At 70.3% G+C, this 14196-nt stretch carries 16 protein-coding genes and 1 pseudogene; 4 read left to right on the plus strand and 13 right to left on the minus strand.

Features of this window, described 5'->3' with window-relative positions:
• Complete coding sequence (locus tag BM041_RS12290) at positions 1–972, plus strand: hydroxymethylglutaryl-CoA lyase (protein WP_245762047.1); 972 nt, start codon at positions 1–3, stop codon at positions 970–972.
• Here BM041_RS12290 and BM041_RS12295 read toward each other — a convergent pair.
• Positions 950–1375 (minus strand): GNAT family N-acetyltransferase, encoded by a 426-nt coding sequence (locus tag BM041_RS12295; RefSeq protein ID WP_092959757.1) that lies wholly within the window; start codon positions 1373–1375, stop codon positions 950–952. The two genes, BM041_RS12290 and BM041_RS12295, sit on opposite strands and share 23 nt — an antisense overlap.
• Before the next feature lie 81 nt (positions 1376–1456).
• On the opposite strand from BM041_RS12295, the gene BM041_RS12300 reads away from it, so the two are divergent.
• On the plus strand, positions 1457–2239 hold the full coding sequence (locus BM041_RS12300; RefSeq protein WP_175533888.1) for a polysaccharide deacetylase family protein: 783 nt from the start codon (positions 1457–1459) through the stop codon (positions 2237–2239).
• Here the strand turns inward: BM041_RS12300 and BM041_RS12305 are convergent.
• The 4 genes from BM041_RS12305 to BM041_RS12320 all read right to left on the minus strand — a co-directional run bounded on the left by BM041_RS12305 (position 2188) and on the right by BM041_RS12320 (position 5697).
• Positions 2188–3360 carry a CaiB/BaiF CoA transferase family protein gene (locus tag BM041_RS12305; RefSeq protein WP_092959761.1) on the minus strand — a complete coding sequence of 391 codons (1173 nt, stop codon included), beginning with the start codon at positions 3358–3360 and terminating at the stop codon, positions 2188–2190. The two genes, BM041_RS12300 and BM041_RS12305, sit on opposite strands and share 52 nt — an antisense overlap.
• 5 nt (positions 3361–3365) lie before the next feature.
• On the minus strand, positions 3366–3848 hold the full coding sequence (locus BM041_RS12310) for a hotdog family protein (RefSeq protein ID WP_092959763.1): 483 nt from the start codon (positions 3846–3848) through the stop codon (positions 3366–3368).
• Entirely contained in the window at positions 3848–4378 is a 531-nt protein-coding gene (locus BM041_RS12315; protein ID WP_092959765.1) for an FAS1-like dehydratase domain-containing protein, read from the minus strand. The genes BM041_RS12310 and BM041_RS12315 overlap by 1 nt, the downstream gene beginning before the upstream one ends.
• An 86-nt stretch (positions 4379–4464) precedes the next feature.
• Positions 4465–5697 (minus strand): CaiB/BaiF CoA transferase family protein, encoded by a 1233-nt coding sequence (locus BM041_RS12320; RefSeq protein WP_092959767.1) that lies wholly within the window; start codon positions 5695–5697, stop codon positions 4465–4467.
• 326 nt (positions 5698–6023) lie between these two features.
• Between BM041_RS12320 and BM041_RS12325 the strand changes: the two genes are divergently transcribed.
• Positions 6024–7103 (plus strand): tripartite tricarboxylate transporter substrate binding protein, encoded by a 1080-nt coding sequence (locus tag BM041_RS12325; protein WP_092959769.1) that lies wholly within the window; start codon positions 6024–6026, stop codon positions 7101–7103.
• Positions 7104–7608: 505 nt separating this feature from the next.
• On the opposite strand, the gene BM041_RS30555 is transcribed toward BM041_RS12325, so the two are convergent.
• From BM041_RS30555 to BM041_RS12345, 5 genes are all read right to left on the minus strand, one after another.
• Complete coding sequence (locus tag BM041_RS30555) at positions 7609–7752, minus strand: hypothetical protein (protein ID WP_175533889.1); 144 nt, start codon at positions 7750–7752, stop codon at positions 7609–7611.
• A 7-nt stretch (positions 7753–7759) separates the two neighbouring features.
• On the minus strand, positions 7760–8635 hold the full coding sequence (locus BM041_RS12330) for an alpha/beta hydrolase (protein WP_092959771.1): 876 nt from the start codon (positions 8633–8635) through the stop codon (positions 7760–7762).
• A gap of 74 nt (positions 8636–8709) precedes the next feature.
• Positions 8710–9420 carry a GntR family transcriptional regulator gene (locus tag BM041_RS12335; protein ID WP_092959773.1) on the minus strand — a complete coding sequence of 237 codons (711 nt, stop codon included), beginning with the start codon at positions 9418–9420 and terminating at the stop codon, positions 8710–8712.
• A gap of 54 nt (positions 9421–9474) precedes the next feature.
• Positions 9475–9885, minus strand: coding sequence for a nuclear transport factor 2 family protein (locus tag BM041_RS12340; protein WP_092959774.1), 411 nt, complete (start codon positions 9883–9885; stop codon positions 9475–9477).
• Positions 9886–9909: 24 nt separating this feature from the next.
• Positions 9910–10824, minus strand: coding sequence for a VOC family protein (locus BM041_RS12345; protein WP_092959776.1), 915 nt, complete (start codon positions 10822–10824; stop codon positions 9910–9912).
• Positions 10825–11020: 196 nt separating this feature from the next.
• Here BM041_RS12345 and BM041_RS12350 point away from each other — a divergent pair, with 196 nt between their 5' ends.
• Positions 11021–12070 (plus strand): MBL fold metallo-hydrolase, encoded by a 1050-nt coding sequence (locus tag BM041_RS12350; RefSeq protein WP_092959778.1) that lies wholly within the window; start codon positions 11021–11023, stop codon positions 12068–12070.
• 214 nt (positions 12071–12284) lie between these two features.
• Here the strand turns inward: BM041_RS12350 and BM041_RS12355 are convergent.
• The 3 genes and pseudogenes from BM041_RS12355 to BM041_RS12360 form a co-directional block, all read right to left on the minus strand.
• A pseudogene (locus BM041_RS12355) lies at positions 12285–12889 on the minus strand (DDE-type integrase/transposase/recombinase); the annotation flags it as partial.
• Positions 12890–13418: 529 nt separating this feature from the next.
• Complete coding sequence (locus tag BM041_RS29985) at positions 13419–13769, minus strand: DUF6968 family protein (RefSeq protein ID WP_139226039.1); 351 nt, start codon at positions 13767–13769, stop codon at positions 13419–13421.
• 150 nt (positions 13770–13919) lie between these two features.
• A partial coding sequence (locus tag BM041_RS12360; protein WP_175533890.1) for a transposase occupies positions 13920–14196 on the minus strand: 277 nt, incomplete at its 5' end.

Genomic DNA, 14196 nt, shown 5'->3' on the forward strand with positions numbered 1-14196 from the left:
ATGCTCCCGACATCCATCCAGATCGTCGAAGTCGGCCCGCGGGAGGGCTGCCAGTTCGAGGGCATCGGCCAGCCCGACAAGATCAGCACCGCCGACAAGATCCGGCTGATCGAGGCGCTGGCCGAGACGGGGCTGACATCCATCCAATGCGTCAGCTTCGTCCATCCGAAGCAGGTGCCGCAGATGGCGGATGCGGAAGCGGTGGTCGCCGGGCTGACGCCGCGCGACGGCGTGCGCTATTCCGGCATCTACCTGAACGATGTCGGCATCCGCCGCGCCATCGCGACGGGCAGGCTCGCCATTTCCGGCAAGATCACGCTGACGGCCTCCGCCAGCTTCGCGCAGCGCAACCAGAAGCGCAGCCTGGAGGAGGACCTGGCGATGCAGCGCCGCATCGCCGCGATCTACCGGGAGAACGGGATCGCCGTGACGTCGGCCAGCGTGATGGCGGCCTTCGGCTGCAACGACGAGGGCGCCATCCCGCCCGCGCGCATCGTGGCGCTGGTCGCGCAGCTGCATGAGGTGGCGGAGGAGGCGGGTTCCTCCCTGAAGCTGCTGAGCCTGGCGGATACGATGGGCTGGGCGGACCCCGAGCTGGTGCGCCGGCTGGCCGGCATGGTGCGGGAACGCTGGCCCGCGCTGCGCCTGCGGCTGCACCTGCACGACACGCGCGGCCTCGCCATCGCCAACACCTATGCCGCGCTGCTGGAAGGCGTGGACAGCTTCGATACCGCGGTGGGCGGGCTCGGCGGCTGCCCCTTCGCGGGGCACAAGGGCGCGGCCGGGAATGTGTGCACGGAGGAGGTGGTCTTCCTGTGCCAGCAGCTCGGCATCGAGACCGGCATCGACCTGCCCGCGCTGATCGACTGCGCGGCGCTGGCGGAATCCATCGTCGGCCATGAATTGCCGAGCACGCTGGTGCGGTCCTGCCGGGGCGGCGGGTCGCGCCTCAGGGCGCCAGGCGCTTCCTGAAGAAGCGGCGCGCCTGGCCGGGCGGGTAGTCCTCCAGCGCGCCGAATTCCTCATAGCCCCGGGCGTGGTAGAAGCCGGCGGCCTGGAAGGTGTCGAGCCAGGCGCCGATGGCGCCTTCCTCCCGCGCCGCATCTTCCGCCTGGGCCAGCAGCCGGGCGCCGAGCCCCTGGCCGCGGCGCGCCTCCTCCACCCACAGCGCCTCGACGAACAGCCAGCGCCAGGACAGCACGCCGATGAGGCCGGCGGCGATGGCGCCGGCCTCGTCGCGCAGCAGCCAGGCGATGCGCCGCTGGTCGGGCGGCACGGTCCGGGCGTGATGGGCGTTGATCGCCTGCGCCAGCGCGCCGCGGGTCTCCGCCCCCGGCGCTTCCTCGACCACGAGGGTCAGCCCCTGTTCCGCCATGTCAGCCCCGTGTTTCCGACGCCATCATGCGGCATAACCCGCCCGGGCGCCGCATGCGCGCGCGCCGGAGAACGCCGCCCGATGTGCCTGGCCTGCCCCGTGACGCGGCGCGGCGTCGCCACCGCCCTCGCCTGCATCCCCGCCCTGCCGGCAATGGCCGGGGAGGGGACGGCGCTGGTGGAGCCGCGCATGCGGCTGGCGCAGCCCGAGGGCATCGCGCTGACGCTGGATTGCTGCGGCGGCGGCTTCGATGACCGCATCGCCGGGCTGCTGGTGGAAGCCCGCATCCCCGCGACTCTCTTCGTCACGGCGCTGTGGCTGCGGCGGAACGGCGCGGCCATGGACCGGCTGCGCCAGCACCCCGACCTCTTCGGCTTCGGCAATCATGGCGGCCGCCACCTGGCGGCGGTGCTGGGCGGCGGGCGGGTCTTCGGCCAGCCGGGGGTGGGGGATCTGGCGGGGCTGCGGCAGGAGATGGCGGAGGGCGCGGCGGCGATCGCGCAGGCCGGCGGCGGCGCGCCGCGCTGGTTCCGCGGCGCCACGGCGCGCTACAGCCGCGATGCCCTGCCCGCGATCCGGGACGCCGGCTTCGCCATCGCGGGCTATTCGCTGAACGCCGATGGCGGCGCGTCCCTGCCGGCCGCCACCGTCGCGGCGCGGGTCGGGCGCGCGGTGCCGGGCGATGTCATCCTCGGCCACCTGAACCACCCCGAACGCCCGGCCGGCGCCGGCATCGCCGCCGGGATCGCCGCGCTGCACCGGCGCGGCGCGCGCTTCATCCGGCTGGACCAGCGGGGGCCGGCGGAGGTGGCCTATGCCACCGAACCGGCGGACCGCAGCGCCGCGATCCGCGCGGCATCGTAGCCGATCTCCGCCAGCACATCGTCGGTATGCTCCCCGACCGCGGGGGGCTGCAGGCGCAGGCCCATCGTCTGCCCGTCGATGGCCAGCGGCAGCGGCGGCAGCTTCGCCACCGCCCCCGTGCCCATCCGGATCGGCAGCATGCGGCCTTCCGCATTGGCCTGCGGATCCTCGAACAGGTCGGACGGTGTCCGGACCGGGGAGAAGGGGATGCCCGCGGCCTCCAGCGCCTGGCAGAGCGCGTCATGCTCCATCGCGCGCAGCGCGGCGATGATCGGGGGCATCACCTCCTCCCGCAGCCGGATGCGGTCCGCGTTCTTCTGCAGGCGGGGATCGGTGCCGAGAGGGCCGAGGCCGAGCAGCCCGCAGAGCGCCTGCCAGTTCCGCTCCGACAGCACGGCGATGAAGACCTGGCGGCCATCGGCGGTGTCGAAGGGTTCGTAGATGCTCCAGGTCTTGGCGCGTGCCGGCATGGGCACGGGCGGCCTGCCCGTGACCGCCTGCTGCGCCATGTGCGGGGCGACGAAGAAGGAGGCGGTTTCGAACAGCGTGCCCGTCACGCGTCGGCCGATGCCATCGGCATCCCGCTGCCGCAGCGCCGCGAAGATGCCGAGCGCGCCCATCAGCCCGCCGGTGATGTCCACCACCGACGCCCCGGCCCGCATCGGCGTGCCGGGCGGCCCCGTCATGTAGGCGAGGCCCGTCATGTACTGCACCACCTCATCCATCGCCGGGCGGCTTTCATAGGGGCCGGGCAGGAAGCCCTTCAGCTCGCAGTAGATGAGGCGCGGGTTCAGCGCATGCACCGCATCCCAGCCGAGGCCGAGGCGGTCCATCGTGCCCGGGCCGTAATTCTCGATCAGCACATCCGCGCTGGCCAGCAGGTCCTGCGCCGCGCGCAGGCCGTCGGGGGATTTCAGGTCGATGCAGATGCAGCGCTTGTTGCGGTTGAAGTAGGAGAAGAAGCCGGTCGCGAAGCCGAGCAGCCCGCGCGTCGGATCGCCGAGCGGGGCGGGTTCCACGCGGATCACCGCCGCCCCGAGATCCGCCAGCGCCACGCCGCAGGCCGGACCCATCACGGTGTGCCCGAATTCGATGACCTTCAGCCCATCCAGCGGAAGCATGGCGTTCAATCCCGCGGCGGCACGAAGGGATAGGGCACGGCGGGACCGCCGCGATAGGGCAGGGCGATGGTGGCGCGGCCCGGGGTGTTGTCCTTGCCGGCGCGGTTGAGGATGCCGAATTCGACCTCGACCAGGCCGTAATCCGCCGCCCTTCGCGTCGCGGCGACGTGGCCCTGCACGGTCAGCACCTCATCCACCACATCCATGCCGCGGAACTGGTAGCTGACCTTCCACAGCCAGCCGCGCGGGCCGGCCCAGTCCTTCAGGCACTGCACGATGAATTGCTGCTTGAAGGACCCGTTCACCAGGATGTCCGGCAGCCTGTCATGCCCGATGGCGAAGTCCCGGTCGTAGTGGATGCGGTGCCAGTTCTCCATCGCCGCCGACCAGCGCATCAGATGCGCGGTGCGCAGCGGTCCCTTCACCAGCGGCGGCAGCGCATCGCCCGGTGCCACATCCTCGAAGCAGGGGGTTGTCGTCGCGGGCATCAGACGGGCCTCCGCAAGGAGGTGCGGCGCACGCGCATCAGCAGCTCCCCCTCCGCCGTGGTGAATTCGCTGAGGATGTGGATGAGGAAGAGCGGCCCCTTGCTGGTCTGCTTCGCCTCGATATCCGCGTAGCTCGACCGCACGCGGACCTTCTCGCCCCAGCGGGCGTAGCGCAGGAACTCCACCTCCGACCCGCCGGCGAGGACGTTGTAGCCGCGGAAGGGCAGGATCTCCGGCAGGCCGAGGGTCGCCACGGTGCCCGCGCCATCATGGTCCGGATCCTCCGCGAAGGCGGCGAAGGGGTCGGGCGTGCCGAAGGGGCGGCGGAACATCGCCGTCGGGAACAGCGGGGGCGCCACGGGGCCGCCATGCCGGGCGCTGGCCTCGTCATCCCGCCAATAGGCGGGGTCGTCATCCATGATGGCCTGGGCGAAGCGGCGGACCGCGCCGGGCTCCACCGCTTCCGGCGCGAATTCATGGTCGGTCGACACGCCGATATAGGCGGCGACCCCCTCGGGCAGCATCGACATGCGCTTGGTGTTTCCCCCGTATTCCCGCGGAGGATTGGAGGCGCGGCGCCGGGCGAAGGCAACCCCGCCCGGGCCCGAACACCGCCTCAGATCACCTTCGCCCGTCGCAGCGCGGCCAGGCCATCCGAATCGTAGCCGAGTTCGCCGAGGATGACGGCGGTGTCCTGCCCGAGTCCGGGCGGCGGCGAGGGCGGCGGCTCGACCTCGCCCTTCATGGTCAGGCCGATGCCGCCGACCTTCACGTCAGAGCCTTCGCAGTGGCGCTGGAAGCCGCGATCCCGCAGCTGCGGCAGGGCCAGTGCCTCGGGGATGCCGAGGATGGGGCCGCAGGGCACGCCGTGGCGCGCCAGGATCGCTTCCCACTCCGCGGTGGTGCGGCCGGCCAGCGCTCCATTCACCAGGGCCTTCACCGCCGCGCCGCGGCGGAAGCGGGCCTGGCGGTCCGCGAGTTGCGGATCCGTCTTCCAGCCCGGCTGTCCCACGGCGTCGCACAGCGCGTGGAACTGGTGATCCTCGTTGCAGACGATGTTGATGTGGCCGTCCTGCGTGCGGAAGGTGCCGGAGGGGACGGAGGAGCGGCTGTCATTGCCGAGGCGCGTCGGCACCGTGCCGGCATTGACGAAGTCGGAGACGATCCAGGCCGCCATGACCAGGGTGGATTCCAGCATGGAGACATCGACCATCCCGCCGATGCCCGTCTGCCGCGCGCGGAAGAGGGCGGCGACGGTGCCGAGCGCGGCGATGGCGGCGGCGAAGCTGTCGGAGACGACGAAGCCGGCGCGGCTCGGCGTGCCGTCTTCCGGGCCCGTCAGGCTCATCAGCCCCGACATGCCCTGGATGATCTGGTCATAGGCGGCGCGCTGCGCCAGCGGCCCGTCCTGCCCGAAGCCGGAGACGGCGCAATAGACCAGGCCGGGCCTGATGTCCTTCAGCTGCGCGTAGCCGAGGCCGAGCTTGTCCATCGTGCCGGGGCGGAAATTCTCGAACACCGCATCCGCCGTGGCGACCAGGCGGCGGAAGATGGCGGCGCCCTCCGGCGACTTCAGGTCCAGCGTGATGGATCGCTTGCCGGCATTGGTGCCGAGGAAGGAGGCGCCCATCAGCGCCGCGTTGCGCGCGGGATCGGTGCCGATCCGGCGGGCCAGGTCGCCGGTGCCGGGGCGCTCCACCTTGATGACCTCCGCGCCGAGGCTGGCGAGGAGATAGGTGCCGAGCGGGCCCGCGATGACGGTGGAGACATCGATGATGCGCACGCCTTCCAGCGGGCGCGGCGTGCGAGCGGGGAGGGCGGTGTCCGTGGCGGCGGTGTCGGGCGGCACGCTGCGTCTCCTGGGTGGTCGAGAGGAGGCCTGGATGCGCGGCCCGCACGGGCACGGCCCGTCGCCGCCCCCACGCCCCCGGTTTCACGGAGGGCGGCCCCGGGATCAAGATGGGCCGCGGCGCCGCGGTGCGGTGGCGGGGCGATGGTGACCTGCTGCGCGATCGGGCGCCCGGGGCCTGATCAGTGGCCATCGGTATCGCGAGGCAGCGGAGCGCTTGCGAGGCCCTGCGTCCGGCGAAGGAGGTGGGGCGACTCATATTCGAAGACGGTTGAATTTTCGAATATGCTGTGAGAGGTTGGACCCCAACGGAAGGTGGAGCCCCGATGCAGGGCGGCCGCACCGTGGCAGGCAGCCAAGGCCGGCCATCGGTTCAGGGAGGGAGTTTCTGGGTGACAGATCGGATCAATGTCCGCCGGCTTGTGCCCGGCGCCCTCATCGACACGCCGCCCTTGTCGCGTCGGCTCCTGCTCGGCAGCCTTGGTGCCCTTGCCGCCGGCCCGGCCCTGGCGGCCTATCCGGAACGTCCGATCACCATGCTGCACGGTTTCGCGCCGGGCGGTTCGGCGGATGCGCTGGCGCGGGTGCTCGCCCCCTCGCTGGGCAGCCTGCTCGGCCAGACCGTCCTGGTTGAGCCGCGCCCGGGCGCTGGCGGGATGGTTGCTTCGTCGGTGATCAGCCGGGCCCCGGCGGATGGCTACACGATCGGCCTGATCACCGGCGGCCATGCCGTGGCGGCTGCCTTCGGCCGCAATATCACCTTCGATCCGGTCGGCGGCTTCTCCTGGATTTCCCGCGTGGTCGAATTCGGCTTTGTGATCGCCGTGCGGGCCGAAAACCAGGCGCGCGACCTGGCTGCGCTGCTGCGCTCGGCCACCGCGGCCAATGGGCTTACATTCGGGTCGGCCGGCACGGGATCGACCCACCATTTGGCTGGCGAGATGCTGGGGGTGATGTCCGGCGCGCAACTGGTCCACGTTCCCTACCGCGGGGAGTCGGATGCGATCGTCGGCCTGATGGCGGGAAATCTGGACTTCGCGGTCATCACCACCGTCACCGCGGGCCCTCATATCCAGGGCGGCAGGCTGCGGGCGCTGGCGGTGACGGCACCCGAGCCCTTGCCGGCCTTCCCCAACGTGCCGCCCGTGGGCGAGACGGTGCCGGGCTACGCGGTCACGACATGGGCCGGCCTGGCCGCCCCCGCCGGCCTGCCCGAACCGGTCCTGCAAAGACTCCATCAGGCGGTGATCGCCTTGTCGGGGCAGCCGGAGCACCGGACCAGGCTGGCGGCGTTGGTGGATGGTCGGGTCCACACCAGTTCCCCGTCGGAACTGCGCAACCTCGTGGCGAGCGAGATCGCACGGTGGCGCGAGCTGATCGCCGCCAGGCAGCTGACGCCCGGATGAGGCTGGACCCCTGGATGTCGTTGCTATGGAGGTTGTCCCTCCGGGGCTGAGTTGGTTGGCTGTGGTTGCGAGGCCAACACCCAGCAACTCGGAGCCCCGGATGGACAGCCATGAGAATGCCCGAACCACGCCGAGCGCGCCCGCAGGCTGACTGCCCATAGGCACTGGGAGCACGCTGCGTTCAGATGGGCTCATCTGAACGCATTGCCTGCGCTGGATTCAATGATTTCCAGAGCACGAGCCGTGTTGAAGCGAACGCAGCGCCCCCTGGCGTGCCAAGGCAGGCGGCATCGCCATTCCCAGGGCCGCCGCGGCGCTGGCGAGGCATTCGATCATCAACGACAACCCCGCCCCGTCCGGCCCGGCCATCGGCAGCAGGGTGGCGACGGCGGCCGGGTCCGTGGCGTGCCGGCGTGGCGATTGGCTTGGCGGAGACCGCCGCGCCCGCGCTGCCCGGCCATGCCCTGTTCCGCAGCGCGCGGGGCGGGATGCCCCATCGCGCGGTTCACCGCCACGGGGCCGGGCCGACTTCCGGCAGGCCGATGGCGCCCGCCGCCATCCGCAGCGCCATCCGCATCTCCATCCCTGGGCGCGGGTTGATCGCCCCGGCGCCGATCAGTTCGCGGTAGCCGGGATGCGCGGAGCGCATCGGGCGCTCATGCCGCGGCCAGCGGGAAGTAGCGGTCGAGCCAGCCCTTGAGGATGTCGCGGCCGCGATTGTCGTTGCCGAAGATCGGGAAGTGGTCGGTGCCGGTGATCAGCACGAGGTCCTTGGGCTGCGACGCGCGCTCCCACAGGCGGATCGATTGTTCCACCGGGGTCACGGTGTCGTCCGCGCCATGCATGAACAGCACGGGGCGCGGGCCGAGCTGGCCGATCACCTCCTCGGCCTTGAAGTCGAACATGCTCTGCGCGGTGTCCGCGGCGACGACGGTCTGCGCGAGGTGCGAGAGGTTCTTGCGCAGATGCTCGGCCATCGGCACCACGTCCCAGCGGCTGACCATCAGCGCCTCGCCGGTGCGCTGCTTGTGGGCGCGGCCTTCCGCGAGAAGGCCGGTGAACTTCTCCCAGGCCTCGGGCGTGGGGTGCTGGCCGCGGAACTTGCGCTCGCCATTGCCCCAGCCGCAGGAGATGATGGCGGCGGCGAAGCGGGTATCGGTGCTGGCGGTGTAGGCGGCGATGGCGGCGCCGAAGGAATGACCGAGGACGGCGATGCGCGCCGGATCGACCTCCGGCCGCTGCGCCAGCCAGGTCATGGCGTTGCGCGTATCCGCCACCTGGTCGTGGCACAGCACATAGCCGCGCTGGCCCTCGCTCTTGCCGCAGCCGCGGAAATCGATGCGCAGCACGACATAGCCCCAGGATTCCATCAGCCGGCTGACCACCTCGGAGTAGGATTTGTCCTTCGCTCCGATGAAGCCGTGCAGGACGATCAGCGCGGGCAGGCGCTGGTCCGGCCCGCGCGTATCCGGCACGTGCAGGCTGCCGGCCAGCGTCAGCCCGTCCGAGGTGAAGGTGATCTCGCTGTCCATGTCCTGGCCTCCCTGCCCACGACCGGCAGCATGACCACATCTTCGAAAATTACAAGATCTTCGATAAACCGGGTTCAGCCGGGCGGGTCGATGAATTGCGGCGCGTAGCGGCGGACATTGTCCACCGTCCATTGCAACTGCTTGCGCAGCAGTTCCGCCGCCTCCGCCCCGCGCCGGGCCAGGGCGGCGTCCTTGATCGCGGCATGCTCGGCCAGGCGGCCGGGGCCCTGCGGGCGGTGGCGCTGCGACAGCAGGCGGTAGCGCTCCATGTGGTCATGGAGCAGGGCGCGCATGTGCAGCAGCCAGCGCGATCCGCAGGCGGAGACCAGCGCGTGGTGGAAGTCGCGGTGCAGCGCCACCCATTCGTTGAAGCGTTCGGCGCGCTCCGCCCGCGGGCGGGATTCGATGCCGGCCAGGCGATGGAAGGTCAGCACCACGGATTCCTCCCAGGCCTTGTCGCCATTCTCGATGGAGGAGAGGATCGCGCGCTGTTCGAACTCGATCAGCAGGCTGGAGACATCCTGCAGGTCGGCGGCGGAAACCGGCGCGACGCGGAAGCCGCGATTGGCGTCCACCTCCACCATGCCGACCGAAGCCAGGTGCGACAGGGCTTCGCGCAGCGTGCCGATGCCGACCTCGTAGGCGGCCTGCAACTCCGCGAATCGCAGGCGTGCGCCGGGCGGGTAGCGGCCATCGAGGATGTCGGCGAGCAGCCGGTTCAGCACCGCCTGGCTGACAAGCATCGCGGCCGGGGCGGCGCGCTTCGTGACGGCCCTCGCGGACATGATTCGCGTCAACTCCCTGTGGCGCTGCCTATGTGACGCGCCGCCCGGCGCTACTCAAGGCCCCGCCTTGGCTGCCGGGGGTGGCGCCGGCGCGGGGGATTTCACCGAATGCCAGGCGAACAGGCGCGGCTCGGGCGCATGGCGGTAGATGGCGGTGTAGGTCATGCGGGTGCTGATTCCGCCGCCGGGCCGCTCGATCTCGGCATCGGCCTCGCCGAACACGAAGCTGAAGCCGCCCTCCTGGTGCACGCTGCGCGCCAGCGCCGAATAGGCGCGGTAGCGCCGTTCACCGCTGCGCAGCTTGCGCAGGAACTCCTCCTTGTCCTCGACCATCCCGTTGGAGTGCACGAAGTGCAGGTCGTCGGCCAGCAACGGCGCCAGCGTATCCAGGTCGCTTTCGGTCATCGCCAGGAAGCGCCTGTCCTCCGCGCCGAGGATGGCGGCCGGGTCGGGTGCGGGCGTCATCGCACCGGCTCCGCGGGCGGCATCTCAGTGTCGCTCCTCGGGCAGTTGCAGCCGGTGCATCTCGAGAAAGGCCTGCGATGGCGGCAGCCCCCAGACATCGCGCGGCAGCCCGACCCAGGTCTTGGGCCGCTGTGGCCGGTCGCGGTGCCAGGGGCGCGGGTCCCAGAAGCCCAGCGCCTCATCGGTCATGCAATCCAGGCCGTAGAACAGTTCGATGGCGTTGCCCTCGGGGTCGCGGTGATACATCGCCACATTGTGCCCGGGGCCGTGCCGCACCGGGCCCCACAGGATCGGCACCTTCTGCCCGCCGAGGATGTCGGCGGCGCGGTGCATATGCGCGGCGTCGCGCAATTCGAACGCCATGTGGTGCATGCGCGCATCGGGGCCGCGCGTGAAGTTCACCGTGTGGTGCTCATGGCTGCAGCGCAGGAAGACGAACCGGTCCTCGATCCAGTCCGAGACCCGGAAGCCGAGCGTTTCGGTGTAGCACCGAGCGATCGTCGCCGGATCGGGCGCGTAGCAGGCGACATGGCCGAGCTTGAGCGGCCCGATACCGGGCAGGGGCTGGCGGTTGTCGTGGCAGTGGATGCCGGCATGCAGTTCCAGCGCCCGGCCATCCCGATCCCGCGACCGCAGCGCGACCGGGCAGCCAGGCGCGGGGTCCGCACACCGCTCGGCGGGCAGCCCGGCATCACGCAGGGCGCGCTCGATCGTCGCGAGGTCCTGGTCCGGCGGCAGGTCGAAGGCGAGCCGTGCGAGGCCTGGTGCCGGCCCCTTCTCGATCACGATGGCCAGTTGCCCGGCCTCGCTGGCGAGGAAGATGCGGCCATCCGCGCGCCCGACCTCGGCCAGGCCGATGACGTCGCGGTAGTAGGCAAGCTGCCGCTCGGGGTCGATCGCGGCGAGGGCGAGGTGCCGCAGGCGCTTCACGGGGATCATGCGCGCATCATCCCATCCAGGCGCGCGGCTGCGTGACATTGGCTGTGCATGTTCCCCCTCGGGCACGACTTGGCCTGCCAGCCTTGCGCGTACTATCGAAAAGGTCAATATTTTCGAAAATGCTTGCCGGGCTCGATGCCCTGGTGTCCAGTGTCGCCAGGCCCGCCTTGCCGTATCGACCCTGCAGGAGCATCGCATGCTGTTCCCCTTCCGCCGGTCCCGTCCCGAGCCGCGCCCGCCGCTGCTGGCCGAGGCGGTCATCCCGGGACGACGCCAGTTGCTGGCCCTTGGCTGTGCCTGCTGCGTCGGCCTCGCCTTGCCGCCGAGCCCCGCCGCGGCGCAGAACCCCGCCGTGCAGCAGCACCTTGCCGCCGCCCGTGCCGCTGCCGGGGATGACCTGCGCGCCTATCTGCGCCTGGGGGAGGTCGCGGCGCCGACGCCGGGCCTCGTCTCCCAGACGCCGGACCAGCTGCGTGCCCTGCCAACGCCACCCCCCGGTGCCGCCTTCGACAATCTGCATTTCGTCGGCAGCCGCTGGGTCAGCGCCTGGGCCATCACCACCACCGAGGGGCTGATCCTGGTGGATGCGATGGACAATGACGAGGATGCCGAGCGCATCGCCGATCGCGGGTTGCGCAGCCTGGGGATGGATCCCGCGCGGATCCGCACGCTCGTGGTCAGCCACGGGCATGGCGACCATTACGGCGGCGCCGGGCATTTCGTGCGGCGCTATGGCTGCCGCGTGGTGTGTTCCGACGCGGACTGGACGATGATGGAGACCGGGCTGGAGTTCGACCGCCCGGATTGGGGCCGCCCGCCGCGCCGCGACATCTCGGTGCGCGATGGCGAACTGATCCGCCTGGGAGACACCTCGCTCGAGGTGATGATCACACCCGGGCACACCATGGGCACCGTGACGCTGCTGTTCGATGTGCGCCAGGGCGGGCGCACCCATCGCGCCATGCTGTGGGGCGGCACGGCGTTCAATTTCGGCCGCCGACCGGACCGCATCCCCCGCCTGCAGGGCTACATCGATGCCACCGCCCGCGCGCGGGAAGTCGCGGCCCGGCAGAATGTCGAGGTCTTCCTGTCGAACCACAACGGCTATGACGAGGCGGTGGAGAAGCTCGCGCGGATGCAGCCGGGCGCTGCCAATCCCTTCGTCATCGGCGCCTCGGCAACGCAGCGCGCGCTGACCGTCATGCATGAATGCGCGCGCGCCACCATGGCGGCCTGGACCGCGTGAGGCATCGCGGGGCGCGCCGGGTGAAAGCGATGAAGGTCGTGGAGCCAGTCTACTGACTCCTTGGCCCTTATGTCGCGGAGCTTCCCCCGGAAGGCGTGGCATGATTGCCAGCGATCCCGCCCCGATCGTGCAGGAAGGACCGTCATGCGCCGTTTCGACCTCTCGCGCCGGCATGTCCTGGCAGTGGCCGCCGGAGGCTGTTTGATGCGAGTGAGGCCGGCAGGGCTGTGGTCTCCTGGGCGGCAAAGCAGCGCGCCTCTGCCTCGGTGGGCGGGATGTTGCCGATCGGTGCGGGGAGGCGGCGGTTGTTGAAACAGTCCACCCATTCGAGGGTGGCGAACTCGACGCCTTCCAGGCCGCGCCACGGGCCGCGGCGGCGGATGACCTCGGTCTTGAACAGGCCGATGACGCTCTCGGCCATCGCGTTGTCGCAGCTGTCGCCGACGCGGCCGACGGAGGGCTCGATGCCAGCTTCGGCCAGGCGATCGCTGTGATGGACGAGACCGCCGCCCTGGACCGGCCGCCGGTCATGCGGCGCCTGCGCCGGAGCATCGAGGACAAACCCGGCATGGGCGGTCCGCGACCCCCGCCAGCCGACGATCCGCCGCGCGACGGTGTCGATGACGAAAGCGACGTGGGCGTTGCCCCGCCAGGTCGCGACGCAGGTGAAGTCCGACACCCAAGCAGGTTTGGCCGCGGTGCGAGGAACTGTCGGTTCACGCGGTCGGCCGGGCATGGCGGGCCCTTGTCGGGCACCGTCGCCCTGGTCTCCTTCCCGCGCACCACGCCCTTCAGGCCCATCTGCCGCGCCACCGTGCAGCCGATCTTCGCCGCGATCGAGCCGATCGCCGCCCATCGCGAGCCGTGCTCCCCGGTGCCGTCCAGCACCAGACGCACCGACCGCTCCCGAACCTCTGGCGAGTAGTTCACCGCCGTCTTCTTCGCCGTCATCGCTCCACCCTCTGAATGGTTGGAGCCTCCGGCAAAGCCGGGGCGGTTCAAGGCGGCTTCCGTGGCCCGGCTGATGCGCCACTCTTCAGGAAGGCGGGTTGGGTAGGCCTGAAATGCCGACCAGTGCACGGCCCCGGATCAAGGCGGGTCTGCCGCGGATCTTCCCCCATCGGTGAATTCGGGATCGCGGATCAGCTATGGGACCACGGAGGCCCGAGCGCAGCAGGCGCGTTGGGACCGCTGTTGGGGCGAAGATCGCGGGTTGGATAATTTTTACATTCAGATCAGTAACTTATGGTAAATTACTGACGGGGCGAGACGAGCCGGAAATCGACGGTCTCTGCAAACCTATCCGCCCGCTGTCGGATGCCGGGGCGACCCGACAGACGGCGATGGATCACTTCGGCCCGCTGACCTCTCCTTCGGAGCGTATCGGTGGCGAGGGCAGTCCGAAATCCTTGAAGTCCCCAAACCAGGACAACCTGCCCTGCGCGTTCTCTGCACAACTCTCCACGTCAACCGAAATGCAGTAGATCGCGTTCACCAGCGCCTGCATGGCATCCTCACCGCCAAATCGCCCCCTGCGGTTTGTCAGTGGTCCGACAATTTCATAGGCGCAGAACCAGGATCTACCCTCTGGCGCAAGCTTCGGGCGGCCAATCCTGACGTGGAACTGTGGCTTACCATCTACCTCCATGACCCGGGAGGCGATGATTTCCGTGAGATCGTCCGCTGGAATGCCAACCATCTTGAGCTACCTCCCGATTACGAGCGGTGGGATGTAGGCACCGCGACCACATTGCGCATAACGTTCCATGGCGCTGGCCCAGCAAGACCGGGTCGTGTCCCATCGCGTGGTGTAGGAGCGCGATGATTCTCGGCGGGTTGGGCTGCCGGGTCAGGCTGGCACGGCCGAGAGCCTGACGGTGGCATTATCGCTGACGGTGCTGATGGCTTCCAGGGTCATGTAGCGGGCGCGCTGGGTTGCCGATTCGTCGGACTGCTCGAGGAGGATGGCGCCGACCAGGCGGACGACGGCGGCTTCGTTGGGGAATATGCCGACGACGTCGGTGCGGCGCTTGATCTCGCCGTTGAGGCGCTCGATCGGGTTGGTCGAATGCAGCTTCGTGCGGTGCGCGGCGGGGAAGTGCATGTAGGCGAGCACGTCCTCCTCG

Source organism: Falsiroseomonas stagni DSM 19981, from assembly GCF_900114315.1.
Lineage (GTDB): Bacteria > Pseudomonadota > Alphaproteobacteria > Acetobacterales > Acetobacteraceae > Falsiroseomonas > Falsiroseomonas stagni.

Excerpts from the sequence above, each read along its gene's own strand:
- BM041_RS12290 (WP_245762047.1), top strand. The coding sequence starts at position 1 with ATGCTCCCGACATCCATCCAGATCGTCGAAGTCGGCCCGCGGGAGGGC.
- BM041_RS12295 (WP_092959757.1), bottom strand. The coding sequence starts at position 1,375 with ATGGCGGAACAGGGGCTGACCCTCGTGGTCGAGGAAGCGCCGGGGGCG.
- BM041_RS12300 (WP_175533888.1), top strand. The coding sequence starts at position 1,457 with ATGTGCCTGGCCTGCCCCGTGACGCGGCGCGGCGTCGCCACCGCCCTC.
- BM041_RS12305 (WP_092959761.1), bottom strand. The coding sequence starts at position 3,360 with ATGCTTCCGCTGGATGGGCTGAAGGTCATCGAATTCGGGCACACCGTG.
- BM041_RS12310 (WP_092959763.1), bottom strand. The coding sequence starts at position 3,848 with ATGCCCGCGACGACAACCCCCTGCTTCGAGGATGTGGCACCGGGCGAT.
- BM041_RS12315 (WP_092959765.1), bottom strand. The coding sequence starts at position 4,378 with ATGTCGATGCTGCCCGAGGGGGTCGCCGCCTATATCGGCGTGTCGACC.
- BM041_RS12325 (WP_092959769.1), top strand. The coding sequence starts at position 6,024 with ATGCAGGGCGGCCGCACCGTGGCAGGCAGCCAAGGCCGGCCATCGGTT.
- BM041_RS30555 (WP_175533889.1), bottom strand. The coding sequence starts at position 7,752 with ATGCGCTCCGCGCATCCCGGCTACCGCGAACTGATCGGCGCCGGGGCG.
- BM041_RS12330 (WP_092959771.1), bottom strand. The coding sequence starts at position 8,635 with ATGGACAGCGAGATCACCTTCACCTCGGACGGGCTGACGCTGGCCGGC.
- BM041_RS12335 (WP_092959773.1), bottom strand. The coding sequence starts at position 9,420 with ATGTCCGCGAGGGCCGTCACGAAGCGCGCCGCCCCGGCCGCGATGCTT.
- BM041_RS12340 (WP_092959774.1), bottom strand. The coding sequence starts at position 9,885 with ATGACGCCCGCACCCGACCCGGCCGCCATCCTCGGCGCGGAGGACAGG.
- BM041_RS12345 (WP_092959776.1), bottom strand. The coding sequence starts at position 10,824 with ATGATCCCCGTGAAGCGCCTGCGGCACCTCGCCCTCGCCGCGATCGAC.
- BM041_RS12350 (WP_092959778.1), top strand. The coding sequence starts at position 11,021 with ATGCTGTTCCCCTTCCGCCGGTCCCGTCCCGAGCCGCGCCCGCCGCTG.
- BM041_RS29985 (WP_139226039.1), bottom strand. The coding sequence starts at position 13,769 with ATGGTTGGCATTCCAGCGGACGATCTCACGGAAATCATCGCCTCCCGG.